This is a genomic window from Streptomyces sp. NPDC026377 (assembly GCF_055567715.1).
Map to the genome: position 1 here is coordinate 251,358 of NZ_JBVHPV010000005.1, position 16,464 is coordinate 267,821.

Here is a 16,464-nt window from a genome sequence, read left to right on the forward strand (position 1 = left end):
GGGCGGCCGAACTAGCGGGCGAGGCCTCTGCACCCCGAGCCGGGCGGACGGGCGCGGCCGGGCCCCCGCGGCCGGGCTGGGCCCGCGCCCCCTTCTTTCGCCTGCGGGCCGGTGGTGGGCCGGCGGCGCAGTTCCCCGCGCCCCTGAGCGCTGCGGGGCTGCGCCCCAGCCCTCTCCTTTCGCCTGCGGACCGTGCTGGGTCGCTCGCGCAGTTCCCCGCGCCCCTGAGTACCTGGGGGCGCGGGGAACTGCGCGCTCAGCCACAGACAACCCGCAGCCAAAGACCGGGCCCCGAAGGGGCGCGGGGAACGGCGCGAGCAACCCAAGACAACCCGCGCACGAAGTCCCGGCCCGTTAAGGGGCGCGGGGAACGGCGCGAGCAACCCACCACCCGGCCGCACACAAGCACCCGGGCCCCACGGCACACCCTCACCCCAGCTCCGCCGCCCCCAGCACATATTCGATCATCGGCTCGTAGAACCGCGGATCGACCACATGGTCATCCAGCGGAACAGCGACCTGAAGCGTCCCCTCCGCCTCCGCCAGGAACAACGCGGGATCATTGCAGTCGGCATACCCCACCGCATCGATCCCACGCTGGGCCGCACACCCGGCCCAGCCGTGGTCCGCCACGACCAGGTCCGGCACCGCCCGCCCCTCCCGCTCCAGCGCGTCCAGGATCGCCGCCATGGGCGCGGGCGAGTGCGTGTGCCACAGGGACGCGCCCCGCTCGTACAGCGCGACATCGGCGAACTGCACCACACAGCCGTCGTCCGCCAGCACCCCGTCCGGGATCCGCACGATCTCGCACCCCGCGCCCCGCAGCGCCGCCGCGACCCGGCTGTGCACGTCGATGAGCGCGCCGGGGTGGCCGGTGGCGAAGAGCACCCGCTGCTTCCCGGCCACGGCCTTGCGCAGCCGCGCCGCCATCCGCTCCAGCGCGTCGACCGTCAGCTCCGGGTCGATGGTGTCCTGGCCGGTGCGGTGCCCGGGGTCGTCGACGACGCCGCAGCGCTCGGCCATCACGGCGAGCACGTCCTGCTCGTCGCTCCAGCGCTCGCCCAGCTCCAGGCCCAGCCAGTAGTGGCGGTCGCCGTTGGCGAGCTTGCGGTAGTGGGAGAGGTTGTTGTCGCGCGGGGTGGCGACGTCTCCGGCGATACGGGTGCGGACGAGGTGGTCGACGAGAGCGGCACGGCTGGGTATCGGCATGCGCCCCATTCTGCCCCCGCGCGCGGCGCCGGGCGCCGTCGTCCGCGCAACGGACACGCGACCACGGCCGGGCGGACGCACCGCCGCCCACGCGACCACGGGCCGCTGGAAACACCGCCGCCCACGCCACCACGGGCGCAAGGGACTCACTGCCGCACACGCGACCACGCGCGCGTGGCGCTTCAGTTCGCGAGCGCCGCGAACGCCCCGTGCGCCAGGCGCCGCAGCAGCGCCTCCGTGGCGTCGCGCCCCGGCAGCCCCGCCCCGTACGAGCCCAGGTGGGGGGTGGAGTTGAGGAGGCCGAAGACCGCGTGGACGGCGGCACGGACCTCGGCCTCGGAGCCGTGCGGGTACAGCTCGCGGACGACCGCGACCCACAGCTCCACGTACTGCCGCTGGAGCTGGCGCACCAGCTTGCGGTCGCTGTCGCGCAGCCGGTCCAGCTCCCGGTCGTGGAGCGTGATGAGCGCCCGGTCGTCGAGGGCGAAGTCGATGTGGCCGTCGATGAGCGAGCCGAGGACCGCCTCGGGGCCGCCGTCCGCCGCGGCGACCCGCTTGCGGCCGCCGTCGTAGAGCCGCCCGCTGATCCCCACCAGCAGCTCCGCCAGCATCGCGTCCTTGCCCGCGAAGTGCCGGTAGAGGCCGGGGCCGCTGATACCGACGGCCGCGCCTATCTCGTCGACGCCCACGCCGTGGAAGCCGCGCTCGGCGAACAGGCGCGCGGCCTCGCGCAGGATCTGCTCGCGGCGGGTGGGGGCATCGGTCCGGGTGCTCATGAGAATTCATTCTAGACAACGCGGTTAGCGCTCGTTAACCTGGACGAAATGAGTTAACGGTCATTAACCTCCGGAACTCCGGTCGGAGATCCCACCGGAGGGCTCCGGCCGAAGACTTCGTACGGGCAAGGGGGCTCGACACGATGCAGCAGGCACCGGTCCTGGGGAGCGCGGCGGATCCCGCGTCCGAGGCATGGCGGGCCAACGAGGAGGCGCACCGCGCCCTCGGCGAGGAGCTGCGCGCCCGGCTGGCCGCGGCCCGCCTCGGCGGCGGCGAGCGGGCCCGCGAGCGCCATGTCGCGCGCGGCAAGCTGCTGCCGCGCGACCGGGTCGACACCCTGCTCGACCCCGGCTCGCCCTTCCTGGAGCTGGCGCCCCTCGCGGCGGACGGGATGTACGGCGGGCAGGCCCCCGCAGCTGGGGTGATCGCCGGGATCGGGCGGGTCAGCGGGCGCGAGTGCGTGATCGTGGCCAACGACGCCACGGTCAAGGGCGGCACGTACTACCCGATGACGGTCAAGAAGCACCTGCGCGCCCAGGAGGTGGCCCTGGAGAACCGGCTGCCGTGCCTCTACCTGGTCGACTCCGGCGGCGCCTTCCTGCCGATGCAGGACGAGGTCTTCCCCGACCGGGACCACTTCGGGCGGATCTTCTACAACCAGGCCCGGATGTCCGGCGCCGGGATCCCGCAGATCGCGGCGGTCCTCGGCTCCTGCACCGCCGGCGGGGCGTATGTGCCGGCGATGAGCGACGAGGCCGTGATCGTCCGCAACCAGGGCACGATCTTCCTCGGCGGCCCGCCGCTGGTGAAGGCCGCCACCGGCGAGGTCGTCACCGCCGAGGAGCTCGGCGGCGGCGAAGTCCACTCGCGCACCTCCGGGGTCACCGACCACCTCGCCGAGGACGACGCGCACGCGCTGCGCATCGTGCGCACCATCGTGGCCACCCTCCCCGCGCGCGGGGAGCTCCCCTGGAGCGTGGAGCCGGTGGAGGAGCCGAAGGTCGACCCCTTCGGGCTGTACGGGGCGGTCCCGGTCGACTCGCGCACGCCGTACGACGTCCGCGAGGTCATCGCGCGCGTGGTCGACGGCTCGCGGTTCCAGGAGTTCAAGTCCGAGTTCGGGCAGACGCTGGTGACCGGCTTCGCCCGGATCCACGGCCACCCGGTCGGCATCGTCGCCAACAACGGCATCCTGTTCTCCGAGTCCGCCCAGAAGGGCGCCCACTTCATCGAGCTGTGCGACCAGCGCGGCATCCCCCTGGTCTTCCTCCAGAACATCTCGGGCTTCATGGTCGGCCGGGACTACGAGGCGGGAGGCATCGCCAAGCACGGCGCCAAGATGGTCACCGCCGTGGCCTGCACCCGCGTCCCCAAGCTGACGGTCGTGGTCGGCGGGTCGTACGGGGCGGGGAACTACTCGATGTGCGGCCGGGCCTACTCGCCGCGCTTCCTGTGGATGTGGCCCAACGCCAAGATCTCGGTGATGGGCGGCGAGCAGGCCGCCTCGGTGCTCGCCACCGTCAAGCGCGACCAGTTCGAGGCGCGCGGCGAGTCCTGGCCCGCCGAGGAGGAGGAGTCCTTCAAGGACCCCATCCGCGCGCAGTACGAACAGCAGGGCAACGCCTACTACGCGTCGGCCCGGCTGTGGGACGACGGGGTGATCGACCCGATGGAGACCCGCCAGGTCCTCGGGCTCGCCCTGACGGCCTGTGCCAACGCCCCCCTCCCCCAGCGGGACTACTCGGCGCCCGGCTTCGGCGTCTTCCGGATGTGAGGCGGACCATGACGATGTTCGACACAGTCCTCGTCGCCAACCGGGGCGAGATCGCCGTCCGCGTCATCCGCACCCTGCGCGCCCTCGGGGTGCGCTCGGTCGCGGTGTTCAGCGACGCGGACGCGGACGCCCGCCATGTGCGCGAGGCCGACACGGCCGTGCGGATCGGCCCGGCGGCGGCTTCCGAGAGCTACCTCTCCATCGACCGGCTCCTTCGGGCGGCGGCGAAGAGCGGCGCCCAGGCCGTCCACCCGGGCTACGGCTTCCTCGCGGAGAACGCGGCCTTCGCGCGCGCGTGCGCCGAGGCCGGCCTGGTCTTCATCGGCCCCCCGGCGGACGCCATCTCGCTGATGGGCGACAAGATCCGCGCCAAGGAGACCGTGAAGGCGGCCGGCGTCCCGGTCGTGCCCGGCTCCTCGGGCAGCGGCCTCACCGACGCCCAACTGGCCGACGCCGCCCGCGAGATCGGGATGCCGGTGCTGCTGAAGCCCAGCGCGGGCGGCGGCGGCAAGGGCATGCGGCTGGTCCGGGAGGAGGCGGCGCTCGCCGATGAGATCGCGGCCGCCCGCCGCGAGGCCCGCGCCTCCTTCGGCGACGACACGCTCCTGGTGGAGCGGTGGATCGACCGCCCCCGCCACATCGAGATCCAGGTCCTCGCCGACGGCCACGGCAACGTGGTGCACCTCGGCGAGCGCGAGTGCTCCCTCCAGCGCCGCCACCAGAAGATCATCGAGGAGGCCCCCTCGGTCCTGCTCGACGAGGAGACCCGGGCCTCCATGGGCGAGGCGGCGGTCCAGGCGGCCCGCTCCTGCGGCTACGCGGGCGCGGGCACGGTCGAGTTCATCGTCCCGGGCAACGACCCCTCCTCGTACTACTTCATGGAGATGAACACCCGCCTTCAGGTCGAACACCCGGTCACCGAGCTGATCACGGGCCTTGACCTGGTGGAGTGGCAGGTGCGGGCCGCCTCCGGCGAACCGCTCCCCTTCGCCCAGCGCGACATCACCCTGACCGGCCACGCCGTCGAGGCCCGCGTCTGCGCCGAGGACCCCGCCCGGGGCTTTCTGCCCTCGGGGGGCACGGTCCTGGCGCTGCGAGAGCCCCAGGGCGACGGGGTGCGCACCGACTCGGGGCTGAGCGAGGGCACGGAGGTCGGCAGCCTCTACGACCCGATGCTCTCCAAGGTCATCGCGTACGGCCCGGACCGCGCCACCGCCCTGCGCCGGCTGCGTGCCGCGCTGGCCGACACGGTCACCCTGGGCGTGCCCACCAACGCGGGCTTCCTGCGCCGGCTGCTCGCCCATCCGGACGTGGTCGCGGGCGACCTGGACACGGGCCTGGTGGAGCGGGAGGCCGGCTCACTGGTGCCGGACGGCGTGCCGGACGAGGTGTACGCGGCGGCGGCGCTGGTACGGCAGGAGGGACTGCGGCCGCGGGCCACGGGCGCGTGGCTGGACCCGTTCGCGGTGCCCAGCGGCTGGCGCCTCGGCGGCGAACCGGCGCCGCCGGCCTTCGCGTTCCGCGTACCGGGCCTCGACCCCGTCACGCACACGGTTCGCGGCACGGCCGCAGGCCGGGTCGTCCCCGGCCAGGTCTCGGTGGAGCTCGACGGCGTCACCCACACCTTCACCACCGCCGCCTCCCCGGAGGGGACCTGGCTCGGGCGGGACGGGGACAGCTGGCACGTGCTGGACCACGACCCGGTCGCGGCGAGCCTCGGCGGCGCCGCGCGCGGCGGCGCGGACACCCTGGCCGCCCCGATGCCCGGCACCGTCACCGTCGTCAAGGTGGCCGTCGGGGACGAGGTCGCGGCGGGCCAGAGCCTGCTGGTGGTGGAGGCGATGAAGATGGAGCACGTCATCTCCGCCCCGCACGCCGGCACCGTCACCGAGCTGGACGTCTCCCCCGGCTCGACCGTGGCCATGGACCAGGTCCTGGCCGTGGTGACCCCGAAGGAGGAGGAGAAGTGACGCTCCCCATGGTCGTACCGGCGCAGGGCCTGCCCGCCTCGGTACGCATCCACGAGGTCGGGGCCCGCGACGGCCTCCAGAACGAGAAGACGGTCGTGCCCACCGAGGTCAAGGCCGAGTTCGTCCGCCGTCTCGCGGACGCGGGCCTGACCACCATCGAGGCGACCAGTTTCGTGCACCCCAAGTGGGTGCCCCAACTGGCCGACGCCGAGCAGCTGTTCCCGATGCTCGGCGGCCTCGCGGACGTGGCGCTGCCGGTCCTGGTGCCCAACGAGCGCGGCCTGGACCGGGCGCTCGCGCTGGGCGCCGACCGGATCGCGGTCTTCGCCAGCGCCACGGAGTCCTTCGCCAAGGCCAACCTGAACCGTACGGTGGACGAGTCGCTCCGGATGTTCGCGCCGGTCGTGGCGCGCGCCAAGGAGCAGGGCGGCCACGTCCGGGGCTATCTGTCGATGTGCTTCGGCGACCCGTGGGAGGGAGCCGTCCCCGTCCACCAGGTCGTCCGCGTCGCCAGGTCACTCATGGACCTGGGCTGCGACGAACTGAGCCTCGGGGACACCATCGGCGTCGCCACCCCGGCCCATGTCCGCAGCCTGCTGGCCGCCCTGAACGAGGAGGGCGTGCCGACCTCCGCGATCGGGGTGCACTTCCACGACACGTACGGCCAGGCGCTCTCCAACACCTTCGCCGCGCTCCAGCACGGCGTCACCACGGTCGACGCCTCGGCGGGCGGCCTGGGCGGCTGCCCGTACGCCAAGTCCGCCACCGGAAACCTCGCCACCGAAGACCTCGTGTGGATGCTCCAGGGCCTCGGTATCGACACCGGGGTCGACCTCGGCCGGCTCACCGCCACCAGCGTGTGGATGGCCGAGCGGCTGGGACGGCCGAGCCCGTCCCGCACCGTCCGCGCCCTCTCCCCCGACTCCCACAAGGAGTGACCCCCGTGTCCCTTGACCACCGGCTCTCCGACGAGCACGAAGAACTCCGCCGTACGGTCGAGGAGTTCGCGCATGACGTCGTCGCCCCCAAGATCGGCGACTTCTACGAGCGCCACGAGTTCCCGTACGAGATCGTCCGCGAGATGGGCCGCATGGGCCTGTTCGGGCTGCCCTTCCCCGAGGAGTACGGGGGCATGGGCGGCGACTACCTGGCGCTGGGCATCGCCCTTGAGGAGCTGGCGCGGGTCGACTCCTCGGTGGCCATCACCCTGGAGGCGGGGGTCTCGCTCGGCGCGATGCCGGTGTTCCGGTTCGGTACGGAGGAGCAGAAGCGCCAGTGGCTGCCGAAGCTCTGCTCCGGCGAGATGCTCGGGGCCTTCGGCCTGACCGAGCCGGACTGCGGCTCCGACGCGGGGGGCACGCGGACGACGGCGGTGCGCGACGGTGACGAGTGGGTCATCAACGGCACCAAGTGCTTCATCACCAACTCCGGTACGGACGTCACGGGCCTGGTGACGGTCACGGCCGTGACCGGCCGCAAGACGGACGGACGCCCGCTGATCTCCTCGATCATCGTCCCGTCCGGGACGCCGGGCTTCACGGTGGCCGCGCCGTACTCGAAGGTGGGGTGGAACGCCTCGGACACCCGCGAGCTGTCCTTCGCGGACGTCCGCGTCCCGGCGGCCAACCTCCTGGGCGAGGAGGGCCGGGGCTACGCGCAGTTCCTGCGCATCCTCGACGAGGGCCGCGTCGCGATCTCCGCGCTGGCCACGGGGCTGGCGCAGGGCTGCGTCGACGAGTCCGTGCGGTACGCGCGCGAGCGCCACGCCTTCGGCCGTCCCATCGGGGACAACCAGGCGATCCAGTTCAAGATCGCGGACATGGAGATGCGGGCGCACATGGCGCGCGTGGGGTGGCGGGACGCGGCGTCGCGGCTGGTGCGGGGGGAGTCCTTCAAGAAGGAGGCGGCGGTGGCGAAGCTGTACTCGTCGACGGTGGCGGTCGACAACGCGCGGGATGCCACGCAGATCCACGGGGGGTATGGCTTCATGAACGAGTATCCGGTCGCGCGGATGTGGCGGGATTCCAAGATCTTGGAGATTGGGGAGGGGACGAGTGAGGTGCAGCGCATGCTGATCGCGAGGGAACTGGGCCTCCCTGCCTGAGGGCCGCCCCCTGCGGCCACGGACCCGCCTCCGGGGGGCCTGCGGGCCGGCCGGGACAGGCCAGCGGTTCCCCGCGCCCCTCCCCGGCCGGGACTTCGGGTGCGGCCCGGTGGTGGCTTGCTCGCGCAGTTCCCCGCGCCCTTCAGGGCCCGGTGGTCGTCTGCGGGTGGTGTGTGGCTGAGCGCGCAGTTCCCCGCGCCCCCAGGGGGTTGGGGCTAGCCGGGGCCGGATGGCCCTGCGGGCCGGGGAGTTCACCTGCGGGTCGCGGTGGGTTGCTCGCGCAGTTCCCCGCGCCCCTTCAGGGCCCGGAGTCCGCCTGCGGGTCGCGGGTGGCCGAGCGCGCAGTTCCCCGCGCCCCTAAGTGCCCACCGGCACCGAGCAACCGACGACGACCTGCAGAGGCCCACGCCTTTAGGGGCGCGGGGAACTGCGCGAGCAACCCCCACCGGCCCGCAGGTCTGAGCCCACCCGCAGTGGGGTGCGGGGGGCCGCAGGCCTCGCCCGGGGTGCAGGGGCGTAGCCCGCCCGGGGGAGCTGGGGGCCGTGGCCCCCGGGAAATGCGTTCACCCATCCCCCGCCCCCGGAGGGTTAAGGGAACGGGCGGGGTGGGGGGAATCCCCCGAAGGGGTGGACCCGGCGCGTACACCCCCCGCACCCCACCTCCCGCACCCCACCCTGAACAACGTGACCCCACCCACCTGCCCCGCCTGCCCCATGCGGCCGCCCCTGTGGAAGGACACCTCCGCCACCACCCCCGGCGCCGCCGACCGCTGGCACTGGCACTGCACCGCCTGCCGCACCCTCTTCGAGCCCACCGCGTCCCACAAAGTCCGCTTCACCTACGGCCCGCTGAGGCGATAACCCCCGCGCCCCGGGCCAGCGCCGACGCCCAGTCGGGCCAAGGCCGGACCGGGCCGGACCAGGGGCCCCCGGAACCCCACCCCTCTACAGATCCTTGTGAGGTTAGGCTAACCTACCCAGGAACTGCCAGAGGCCGACCCCGGCACGTACGAAAGCGGATCGTCATGCCCTTTTCCCGAGCGTCCCACCTCTCCCGTCGCGGCCTGCTGGCCGCCGGCGGCGCCCTCGGCCTCGGGGCCGCGCTGGCCGCCTGCGGGGACGGCGACGACGACAAGAAAACGGGCGACGCGCAGAAGGCCACCGGGAAGTCCGGCCCCTGGTCGTTCAAGGACGACCGTGGCAAGACCGTGGAGACGAAGTCCACCCCCACGACCATCGTCGCCTTCACCGGCACCGCCGCCGCCCTCCACGACTACGGCGTCGAGGTCAAGGCCGTGTTCGGCCCGACGAAGACCAAGGACGGCAAGCCGGACGTCCAGGCGGGCGATCTCGACATCAACAAGGTCCAGATCCTCGGCAACGTCTGGGGCGAGTTCAGCGTGGAGAAGTACGCGGCCCTGGCGCCCGACCTGCTCGTCACGGACATGTGGGAGAAGGACGCCCTCTGGTACGTGCCGGACAACAGCAAGGACAAGATCCTCAAGCTCGCGCCGAGCGTCGCCCTGTGGGCCGCGCAGCTCAGCATGCCGGCCGCCCTCCAGCGCCGCGCCGACCTCGCCGCCTCCCTCGGCGCCGACCTCAAGGCCGCCAAGGTCACCGAGGCCAAGGCCCGGTTCGAGAGGGCCGCCGCCCGGCTGAAGGCCGCCACCAAGGCCAACCCCAACGTCACGGTGATGATCGGCTCCGCCAGCGCCGACCTGTTCTACGTCTCGGCGCCCAAGACCTCCGCCGACACCGCCTACTTCCAGGAGCTGGGCGTGAGGTTCGTCGAGCCGAAGGTCAACGCCCAGGGCTTCTTCGAGGAGCTGAGCTGGGAGAACGTCGGCAAGTACAAGGCCGACGTGATCATGATGGACAACCGCTCCACCGCCCTCCAGCCCGACGCCCTGAAGTCCAAGCCGACCTGGGCCGGACTGCCCGCCGTCAAGGCCGGCCAGATCACCCCGCGCACCACCGAGCCGATCTACTCGTACGCCAAGTGCGCCCCGATCCTCGAAACCCTCGCCCAGGCCATCGAGACCGCGAAGAAGGTTGCCTGACCATGACGCTGACAGCCGAGACCGCCACCGTCCCCTTCCGTCTCTTCGATCTGAGCGTGGTACGGACCCGGCGGCTCGGCCCGTCGCTGGTGCGGATCACCTTCGCCGGCGAGCAGTTGGCGTACTTCGAGGGCGGCGGCCGGGACCAGAGCCTCTCGCTCTTCCTGCCACACCCCGGCCAGGACGCGCCCGTCCTGCCGCTCACCCAGGACCCCCAGACGTGGTTCGCGGAGTACCGGGCACTGCCCGAGGGCGTACGGGCCGTGATGCGCTCGTACACCCTGCGCGCCCAGCGCCGTGACCCCGACGAGGTCGACATCGACTTCGCGCTCCACGAGGACGGCGGCCCGGCGTGCCGCTGGGCCGCGCGCGCCGAGCCCGGGGACCGTGTGGCGGTCCTCGGTCCGGCGGTCGCCGACAACACGGCGGTGCGCTTCCGCCCTCCGGCGGGAACGGACGGGGTGGTGCTGTGGGGCGACGAGACGGCGCTGCCCGCCGTCTCCGCGATCCTGGAGTGGCTGCCGGCCGGTACGCCCGCGCGGGTGTGGCTCGAAGTGCCGTTCAGCGGGGACCGGATGGCGCTGCCGACGGCCGCCGACGCCGACATCACCTGGCTGGTGAAGGAGGAGGGCGCGCCCTCCGTCCTGGACGCGGTGCGCGCGGAGCCGGTCCTGCCGGGGCTCGACCCGTACGTATGGATCGCCGGGGAGGCCTCCACCATGCGGGAGTTGCGGCGCCACTTCGTGAATGAGCGCCATGTCGACCGCAGGAACGTCACTTTCGTGGGCTATTGGCGCCGGGGGCGCTCCGAGGACCAGCTGCGCGAGGAAGAGGCCGCGTAGGGCTGTCGCGACCGCGGGTCCGTTCGGGCTCGTCGCGCAGTTCCCGCGCCCCCCAAGGGCGTACACCGCGCTCCACCCCACGGGGGCGAGGCGCCGTTGAGATCAAACTTAGGTTAGGCTAACCTTACTTCGAGATCGCGGTCCTCGCCCCCTTCCTTACTGTCCGGAGGGCCCGACGAAGTCCCCGATCCGGGAGGACAGTTCATGCGTTCGCACCTGCTCAATGACACGACGGCGGAGAGTTACCGGCGCTCCGTGACCGAAGGAGTCGAGCGGGTGGCGTCGAAACTCGCCGCGACCCGGCGCCCGTTCACGGGCGCGGGCGTCGAGGACATCGCCCCGCTCATCGACCGCGTCGACCTCGACCGGCCGCTGGGCGACACCTCCGCCGTCCTGGACGAGCTGGAGGACGTGTATCTGCGCGACGCCGTCTACTTCCACCACCCCCGCTACCTGGGCCACCTCAACTGCCCGGTGGTGATCCCCGCCGTCCTCGGCGAAGCGGTCCTCTCGGCCGTCAACTCCTCGCTCGACACCTGGGACCAGAGCATCGGCGGCACCCTCATCGAGCGCCGGCTCATCGACTGGACCGCCGGACGCGTCGGCTACGGCCCGGCCGCCGACGGCGTGTTCACCAGCGGCGGCAGCCAGTCCAACCTCCAGGCGCTGCTGCTGGCCCGCGAGGAGGCCAAGACCCACGACCTGGCCCGGCTGCGGATCTTCTCCTCCGAGTGCAGCCACTTCAGCGTCCAGAAGTCCGCCCAGCTGCTCGGACTCGGCCGGTCCGCCGTCGTGTCGATCCCCTGCGACCAGGACAAGCGGATGCAGACCGTGGCGCTCGCCCGCGCCCTGGAGCGCTGCGCCGCCGAGGGCAACGTCCCGATGGCCGTCGTCGCCACCGCCGGCACCACCGACTTCGGCTCGCTCGACCCGCTGCCCGAGATCGGCGAGCTGTGCGAGCGGTACGGCGCCTGGTTCCACGTGGACGCCGCGTACGGCTGCGGACTGCTGGTCTCCCCGACCCGGCGCCACCTCCTGAACGGCATCGAGCACGCCGACTCGGTCACCGTGGACTACCACAAGTCCTTCTTCCAGCCGGTCAGTTCGAGCGCGATCCTGGTCAAGGACGGTGCCACGCTGCGCCACGCCACGTACCACGCGGACTACCTCAACCCGCGCCGGGCCGCCGAGGAGCGCATCCCCAACCAGGTCGACAAATCCCTCCAGACCACCCGCCGCTTCGACGCCCTGAAACTGTGGATGACGCTGCGCACCATGGGCGCCGACGGGATCGGCTCGCTCTTCGACGAGGTGTGCGACCTGGCCGATCAGGGCTGGCGGCTGCTCGCCGCCGACCCGCGCTACGACGTCGTGGTCGAGCCCACCCTGTCCACCCTGGTCTTCCGCTACATCCCGGATGCCGTCACCTCGCCCGCCGAGATCGACCGCGCCAACCTCTACGCCCGCAAGGCGCTCTTCGCGTCCGGCGAGGCGGTCGTCGCCGGCACGAAGGCCGGTGGGCGCCAGTACCTGAAATTCACCCTGCTCAACCCCGAGACGACGGTCCACGACATCGCCGCCGTCCTCGATCTGATCGCCGGCCACGCCGAGCAGTACCTGGGAGAGAACCTTGTCCACGCAGCCTCGTGAGCCGTACGACTTCATCGGGATCGGCCTCGGGCCCTTCAACCTGGGCCTGGCCTGCCTCACCGAGCCGGTCGACGAGCTCAGCGGCCTCTTCCTGGAGTCCAAGCCGGACTTCGAGTGGCACTCGGGCATGTTCCTGGAGGGCGCCCATCTCCAGACCCCGTTCCTGTCCGACCTGGTGACCCTCGCCGACCCGACCTCGCCGTACTCCTTCCTCAACTACCTGAAGGAGTCGGGCCGCCTCTACGCGTTCTACATACGCGAGAACTTCTATCCCCTGCGCACCGAGTACAACGACTACTGCCGCTGGGCGGCCGGCAAGCTCTCCTCGGTCCGTTTCAACCAGACGGTGAGGACGGTGACGTACGAGAACGAGGTGTACGTCGTACGCACCGAGGACGGCTCCGAGTTCCGCGCCCGCCACCTCGTGCTCGGCACCGGCACCCCGCCGTACATCCCCGAGCCGTGCCACGGTCTGGGCGGCGACTATCTGCACAACTCCCGTTATCTGGACCGCAAGGAAGACCTCCAGAGGAAGAAGTCCATCACCCTGGTGGGCAGCGGGCAGTCGGCGGCGGAGATCTACTACGACCTGCTGAGCGAGATCGACGTCCACGGCTACCGGCTCAACTGGGTCACCCGCTCCCCGCGCTTCTTCCCCCTCGAGTACACCAAGCTGACGCTGGAGATGACCTCGCCGGAGTACGTGGACTACTTCCACGCGCTGCCCGAGTCCACCCGCTACCGCCTGGAGTCGCAGCAGAAGGGGCTGTTCAAGGGCATCGATTCGGAGCTCATCGACGCCATCTTCGACCTGCTGTACCAGAAGAACCTCAAGGGCCCCGTCGGCACTCGGCTCCTCACCAACTCCTCCCTCAACGCCGCCAGTTACGACACGACGACCGGCACGTACACGCTGGGGCTGCGCCAGGAGGAGCAGGAGAAGGACTACACCCTCGAAACCGAGGGCCTGGTCCTGGCCACCGGCTACAAGTACGCCGAGCCCGCGTTCCTCAAGCCCGTCGCCGACCGGATCAGGCGCGACGGCCACGGCCGCTTCGACGTGGCCCGCAACTACGCCATCGACACCGCCGGCCGCGAGATCTTCCTCCAGAACGCCGCCGTGCACACCCACTCGATCACCTCGCCCGACCTGGGCATGGGCGCCTACCGCAACGCGTACATCATCGGCGAACTCCTCGGCCGTGAGTACTACCCGGTCGAGAAGTCCATCGCCTTCCAGGAGTTCGCCGTATGAGCACCGCCCCCATATCCCCCGGCATCGGCACCTTCACGGTGCGCGACCTCGACCCCCTCAAGGACGCCGAGCTGCTGCACGGCTGGGTCACCCACCCCAAGGCCGCGTTCTGGATGATGCAGGACGCCCGGCTCGAGGACGTCGAGCGGGCGTACATGGAGATCGCGGCCGACGAGCACCACCACGCGCTGCTCGGGCTGCACGACGGCGAGCCCGCCTTCCTGATGGAGACGTACGACCCCGCCCACCGCGAGCTGGTCGGGCTGTACGAGCCCGAGCCGGGCGACGTCGGGATGCACTTCCTGGTCGCGCCGGCCGGCACGCCCGTCCACGGCTTCACCCGCGCGGTCATCACCGCCGTGATGGCGCACCTCTTCGCGGACCCGGCGACCCGGCGGGTCGTCGTGGAGCCGGACGTGGGCAACAAGGCCGTCCACGCGCTCAACGCTGCCGTCGGCTTCGAGGTCGTCGGGGAGATCACCAAGCCGGAGAAGCGGGCGCTGCTCAGCGTCTGCACACGCGCCGCGTTCGAGGCGGCCACCGAGGGAGCGGCCCGATGACGACGACCACCGGCATCGCCGTCCCCCACCTCACCCCCGATCTGTGGGCGCGCGCCAACCGGCTGCTGATCCGCAAGGCGCTCGCCGAGTTCGCCCACGAGCGGCTGCTGGAGCCGCGCCCGCTGGGCGCGGACCGGTACGGCGTGTCCAGCGACGACGGCACGGTGGAATACCGCTTCACCGCCGCGCGCTACGCCCTCGACCACTGGCAGGTGGACCCGGAGTCGGTGTCGCGGCACGGCGCCGGGGGCGAGCTGCCCCTCGACGCCCTCGACTTCTTCATCGAGCTGCGCACGACGCTGGGCCTGAGCGACGAGATCCTGCCGGTGTACCTGGAGGAGATCTCCTCCACCCTCTCCGGTACGGCGTACAAGCTCACCAAGGAGCAGATGCCGGCGGCCGAGCTCGCCCGGGCGGACTTCCAGGCGATCGAGACGGGCATGACCGAGGGCCACCCGTGCTTCGTGGCCAACAACGGACGGCTCGGCTTCGGTGCGCACGAGTACGCGGCGTACGCGCCTGAGGCCGCCGCACCCGTCCGGCTGATCTGGCTGGCGGCGCGGCGCGACCGGGCGACCTTCACCTCGGGGGCGGGCCTCGACTACGAGACCCTGATCGAGGCGGAGCTGGGCGCCGCGACGCTGGAACGTTTCGCCGCGACGCTGGCGGAGCGCGGTCTTGACCTCGCGGACTACCACCTGCTGCCCGTCCACCCCTGGCAGTGGTGGAACAAGCTGTCGGTGACGTTCGCCGCCGAGGTCGCGCAGGACCGGCTGGTTCCGCTGGGAACGGGCGACGACGACTACCTCGCCCAGCAGTCGATCCGTACCTTCTTCAACACGTCGGACCCGACGAAGCACTACGTCAAGACGGCGCTGTCGGTCCTGAACATGGGCTTCATGCGCGGCCTGTCGGCGGCGTACATGGAGGCGACACCGGCGATCAACGACTGGCTGGCGGGGCTGGTGGAGCGCGACTCCGTCCTGCGGGCGGCCCGCTTCTCGATCATCCGCGAGCGGGCGGCGATCGGCTACCACCACCGCCAGTACGAGCGGGCCACCGACCGGACCTCGCCGTACCGCAAGATGCTGGCGGCGCTGTGGCGCGAGAGCCCGGTGCCGACGCTGGAGCCCGGCGAGCGGCTCGCCACGATGGCGTCGCTGCTGCACGTCGACGGCTCCGGGGCGTCGTTCGCGGGCGCGCTGATAGCGCAGTCGGGGGTGGGGGCGCGGGAGTGGCTGCGGCGCTACCTCGACGCCTACCTCCTTCCGGTCCTGCACTCCTTCTACGCCTACGACCTGGTCTACATGCCGCACGGCGAGAACGTGATCCTCGTGCTGGCGCAGGACGGCACGGTCTCCCGGGCGATCTTCAAGGACATCGCCGAGGAGATCGCGGTGATGGACCCCGACGCGGTCCTTCCCCCCGCCGTGGAGCGGATCCGGGCGGACGTCCCCGACGACATGAAGCTGCTGTCCGTCTTCACGGACGTGTTCGACTGCTTCTTCCGCTTCCTGAACGCGACGCTGGTGAGTGAGGGGGTGCTGGAGGAGGCGGAGTTCTGGGGGGCGGTGGCGGAGTGCGTCAGGGCGTACCAGGCGTCGGTGCCTGAGCTCGCGGACAAGTTCAAGCAGTACGACATGTTCGCGCCGGAGTTCGCGCTGTCGTGTCTGAACCGGCTTCAGCTGCGCAACAACAGGCAGATGGTGGATCTGGCGGACCCGTCGGGGGCGCTGCAACTGGTGGGCACCCTGAGCAACCCCCTCGGGACCTGACCCCCGGGCCCCGGCCCGCCTGGCCCCGTCCGGGGACGAGCGGGCTCGGGCCCCGGCCCGCCTGACCCGTCCGGGGGCGAGCCCTCCCCCCCTGCGGGGGTGAGCCCCTCCCCGCCCCTTCCCCAAACCCTCCGGGGGTGGGGCGGGGTCCCGGGGGCACCCCTGTTCTGGGCGGGCGGGCTGCGCACCTGCGCCCGGCTTCCGTGTTCGCCTGCGGACCGTGGGTGGCTGGTCGCGCAGTTCCCCGCGCCCCTGAGGCAACTCCGGCCGCTGCACCTCCGGCGCGGAACCCCCCTCAGCCCCGCAGGCACCTACACGAGCACCTTCAGCCGGTCAGGGGCGCGGGGAACTGCGCGAGAAGCCCCACCGGCCCGCAGACAAAAGCAGCCCTGGGGCGCAGCCCCCTCAAGGGGCGCGGGGAACTGCGCGACCAGCCCACCACCGCCCCGCAGCCGAACCCCCGGCCCAAGAGGGGCGCGGGGGACTGC

13 protein-coding genes are annotated in these 16,464 nt (G+C 71.9%); 11 read left to right on the forward strand and 2 right to left on the reverse strand.

Going from position 1 to position 16,464, the window contains the following annotated elements; all coding sequences use genetic code 11:
- Positions 1–429: 429 nt before the first annotated feature.
- Positions 430–1,209: a phosphatase gene (locus ACZ4MU_RS13585; RefSeq protein WP_467875086.1), complete on the reverse strand. Its 780-nt coding sequence runs from the start codon at positions 1,207–1,209 to the stop codon at positions 430–432.
- Between the two features lie 182 nt (positions 1,210–1,391).
- Positions 1,392–1,985, reverse strand: a complete 594-nt coding sequence (locus ACZ4MU_RS13590; RefSeq protein WP_467875089.1) for an SACE_7040 family transcriptional regulator — start codon at positions 1,983–1,985, stop codon at positions 1,392–1,394.
- Positions 1,986–2,128: 143 nt separating this feature from the next.
- On the opposite strand from ACZ4MU_RS13590, the gene ACZ4MU_RS13595 reads away from it, so the two are divergent.
- The 11 genes from ACZ4MU_RS13595 to ACZ4MU_RS13645 all read left to right on the forward strand — a co-directional run bounded on the left by ACZ4MU_RS13595 (position 2,129) and on the right by ACZ4MU_RS13645 (position 15,976).
- Complete coding sequence (locus ACZ4MU_RS13595) at positions 2,129–3,760, forward strand: carboxyl transferase domain-containing protein (RefSeq protein ID WP_467875092.1); 1,632 nt, start codon at positions 2,129–2,131, stop codon at positions 3,758–3,760.
- A 14-nt stretch (positions 3,761–3,774) separates the two neighbouring features.
- Positions 3,775–5,730 (forward strand): acetyl/propionyl/methylcrotonyl-CoA carboxylase subunit alpha, encoded by a 1,956-nt coding sequence (locus tag ACZ4MU_RS13600; RefSeq protein WP_467875095.1) that lies wholly within the window; start codon positions 3,775–3,777, stop codon positions 5,728–5,730.
- An 8-nt stretch (positions 5,731–5,738) separates the two neighbouring features.
- Positions 5,739–6,668, forward strand: coding sequence for a hydroxymethylglutaryl-CoA lyase (locus tag ACZ4MU_RS13605; RefSeq protein WP_467875528.1), 930 nt, complete (start codon positions 5,739–5,741; stop codon positions 6,666–6,668).
- 5 nt (positions 6,669–6,673) lie between these two features.
- A complete protein-coding gene (locus tag ACZ4MU_RS13610) occupies positions 6,674–7,834 on the forward strand; it encodes an acyl-CoA dehydrogenase family protein (protein ID WP_467875098.1) in 1,161 nt (386 codons plus the stop codon).
- A gap of 684 nt (positions 7,835–8,518) precedes the next feature.
- A complete protein-coding gene (locus ACZ4MU_RS13615; protein WP_467875100.1) occupies positions 8,519–8,695 on the forward strand; it encodes a hypothetical protein in 177 nt (58 codons plus the stop codon).
- Between the two features lie 164 nt (positions 8,696–8,859).
- Positions 8,860–9,894, forward strand: a complete 1,035-nt coding sequence (locus ACZ4MU_RS13620) for an ABC transporter substrate-binding protein (protein ID WP_467875103.1) — start codon at positions 8,860–8,862, stop codon at positions 9,892–9,894.
- A 2-nt stretch (positions 9,895–9,896) separates the two neighbouring features.
- Entirely contained in the window at positions 9,897–10,736 is an 840-nt protein-coding gene (locus tag ACZ4MU_RS13625) for a siderophore-interacting protein (protein ID WP_467875105.1), read from the forward strand.
- Between the two features lie 204 nt (positions 10,737–10,940).
- The gene (locus tag ACZ4MU_RS13630) at positions 10,941–12,386 is read left to right on the forward strand and encodes a pyridoxal phosphate-dependent decarboxylase family protein (RefSeq protein WP_467875108.1); all 1,446 of its coding nucleotides are present in this window, start codon (positions 10,941–10,943) and stop codon (positions 12,384–12,386) included.
- Positions 12,367–13,641, forward strand: coding sequence for a lysine N(6)-hydroxylase/L-ornithine N(5)-oxygenase family protein (locus ACZ4MU_RS13635; protein WP_467875110.1), 1,275 nt, complete (start codon positions 12,367–12,369; stop codon positions 13,639–13,641). The genes ACZ4MU_RS13630 and ACZ4MU_RS13635 overlap by 20 nt, the downstream gene beginning before the upstream one ends.
- Positions 13,638–14,201, forward strand: coding sequence for a GNAT family N-acetyltransferase (locus ACZ4MU_RS13640; protein WP_467875112.1), 564 nt, complete (start codon positions 13,638–13,640; stop codon positions 14,199–14,201). Before ACZ4MU_RS13635 ends, ACZ4MU_RS13640 begins: the two co-directional genes overlap by 4 nt.
- Complete coding sequence (locus ACZ4MU_RS13645; RefSeq protein ID WP_467875115.1) at positions 14,198–15,976, forward strand: IucA/IucC family protein; 1,779 nt, start codon at positions 14,198–14,200, stop codon at positions 15,974–15,976. The genes ACZ4MU_RS13640 and ACZ4MU_RS13645 overlap by 4 nt, the downstream gene beginning before the upstream one ends.
- The last annotated feature ends 488 nt before the right edge of the window (positions 15,977–16,464 follow it).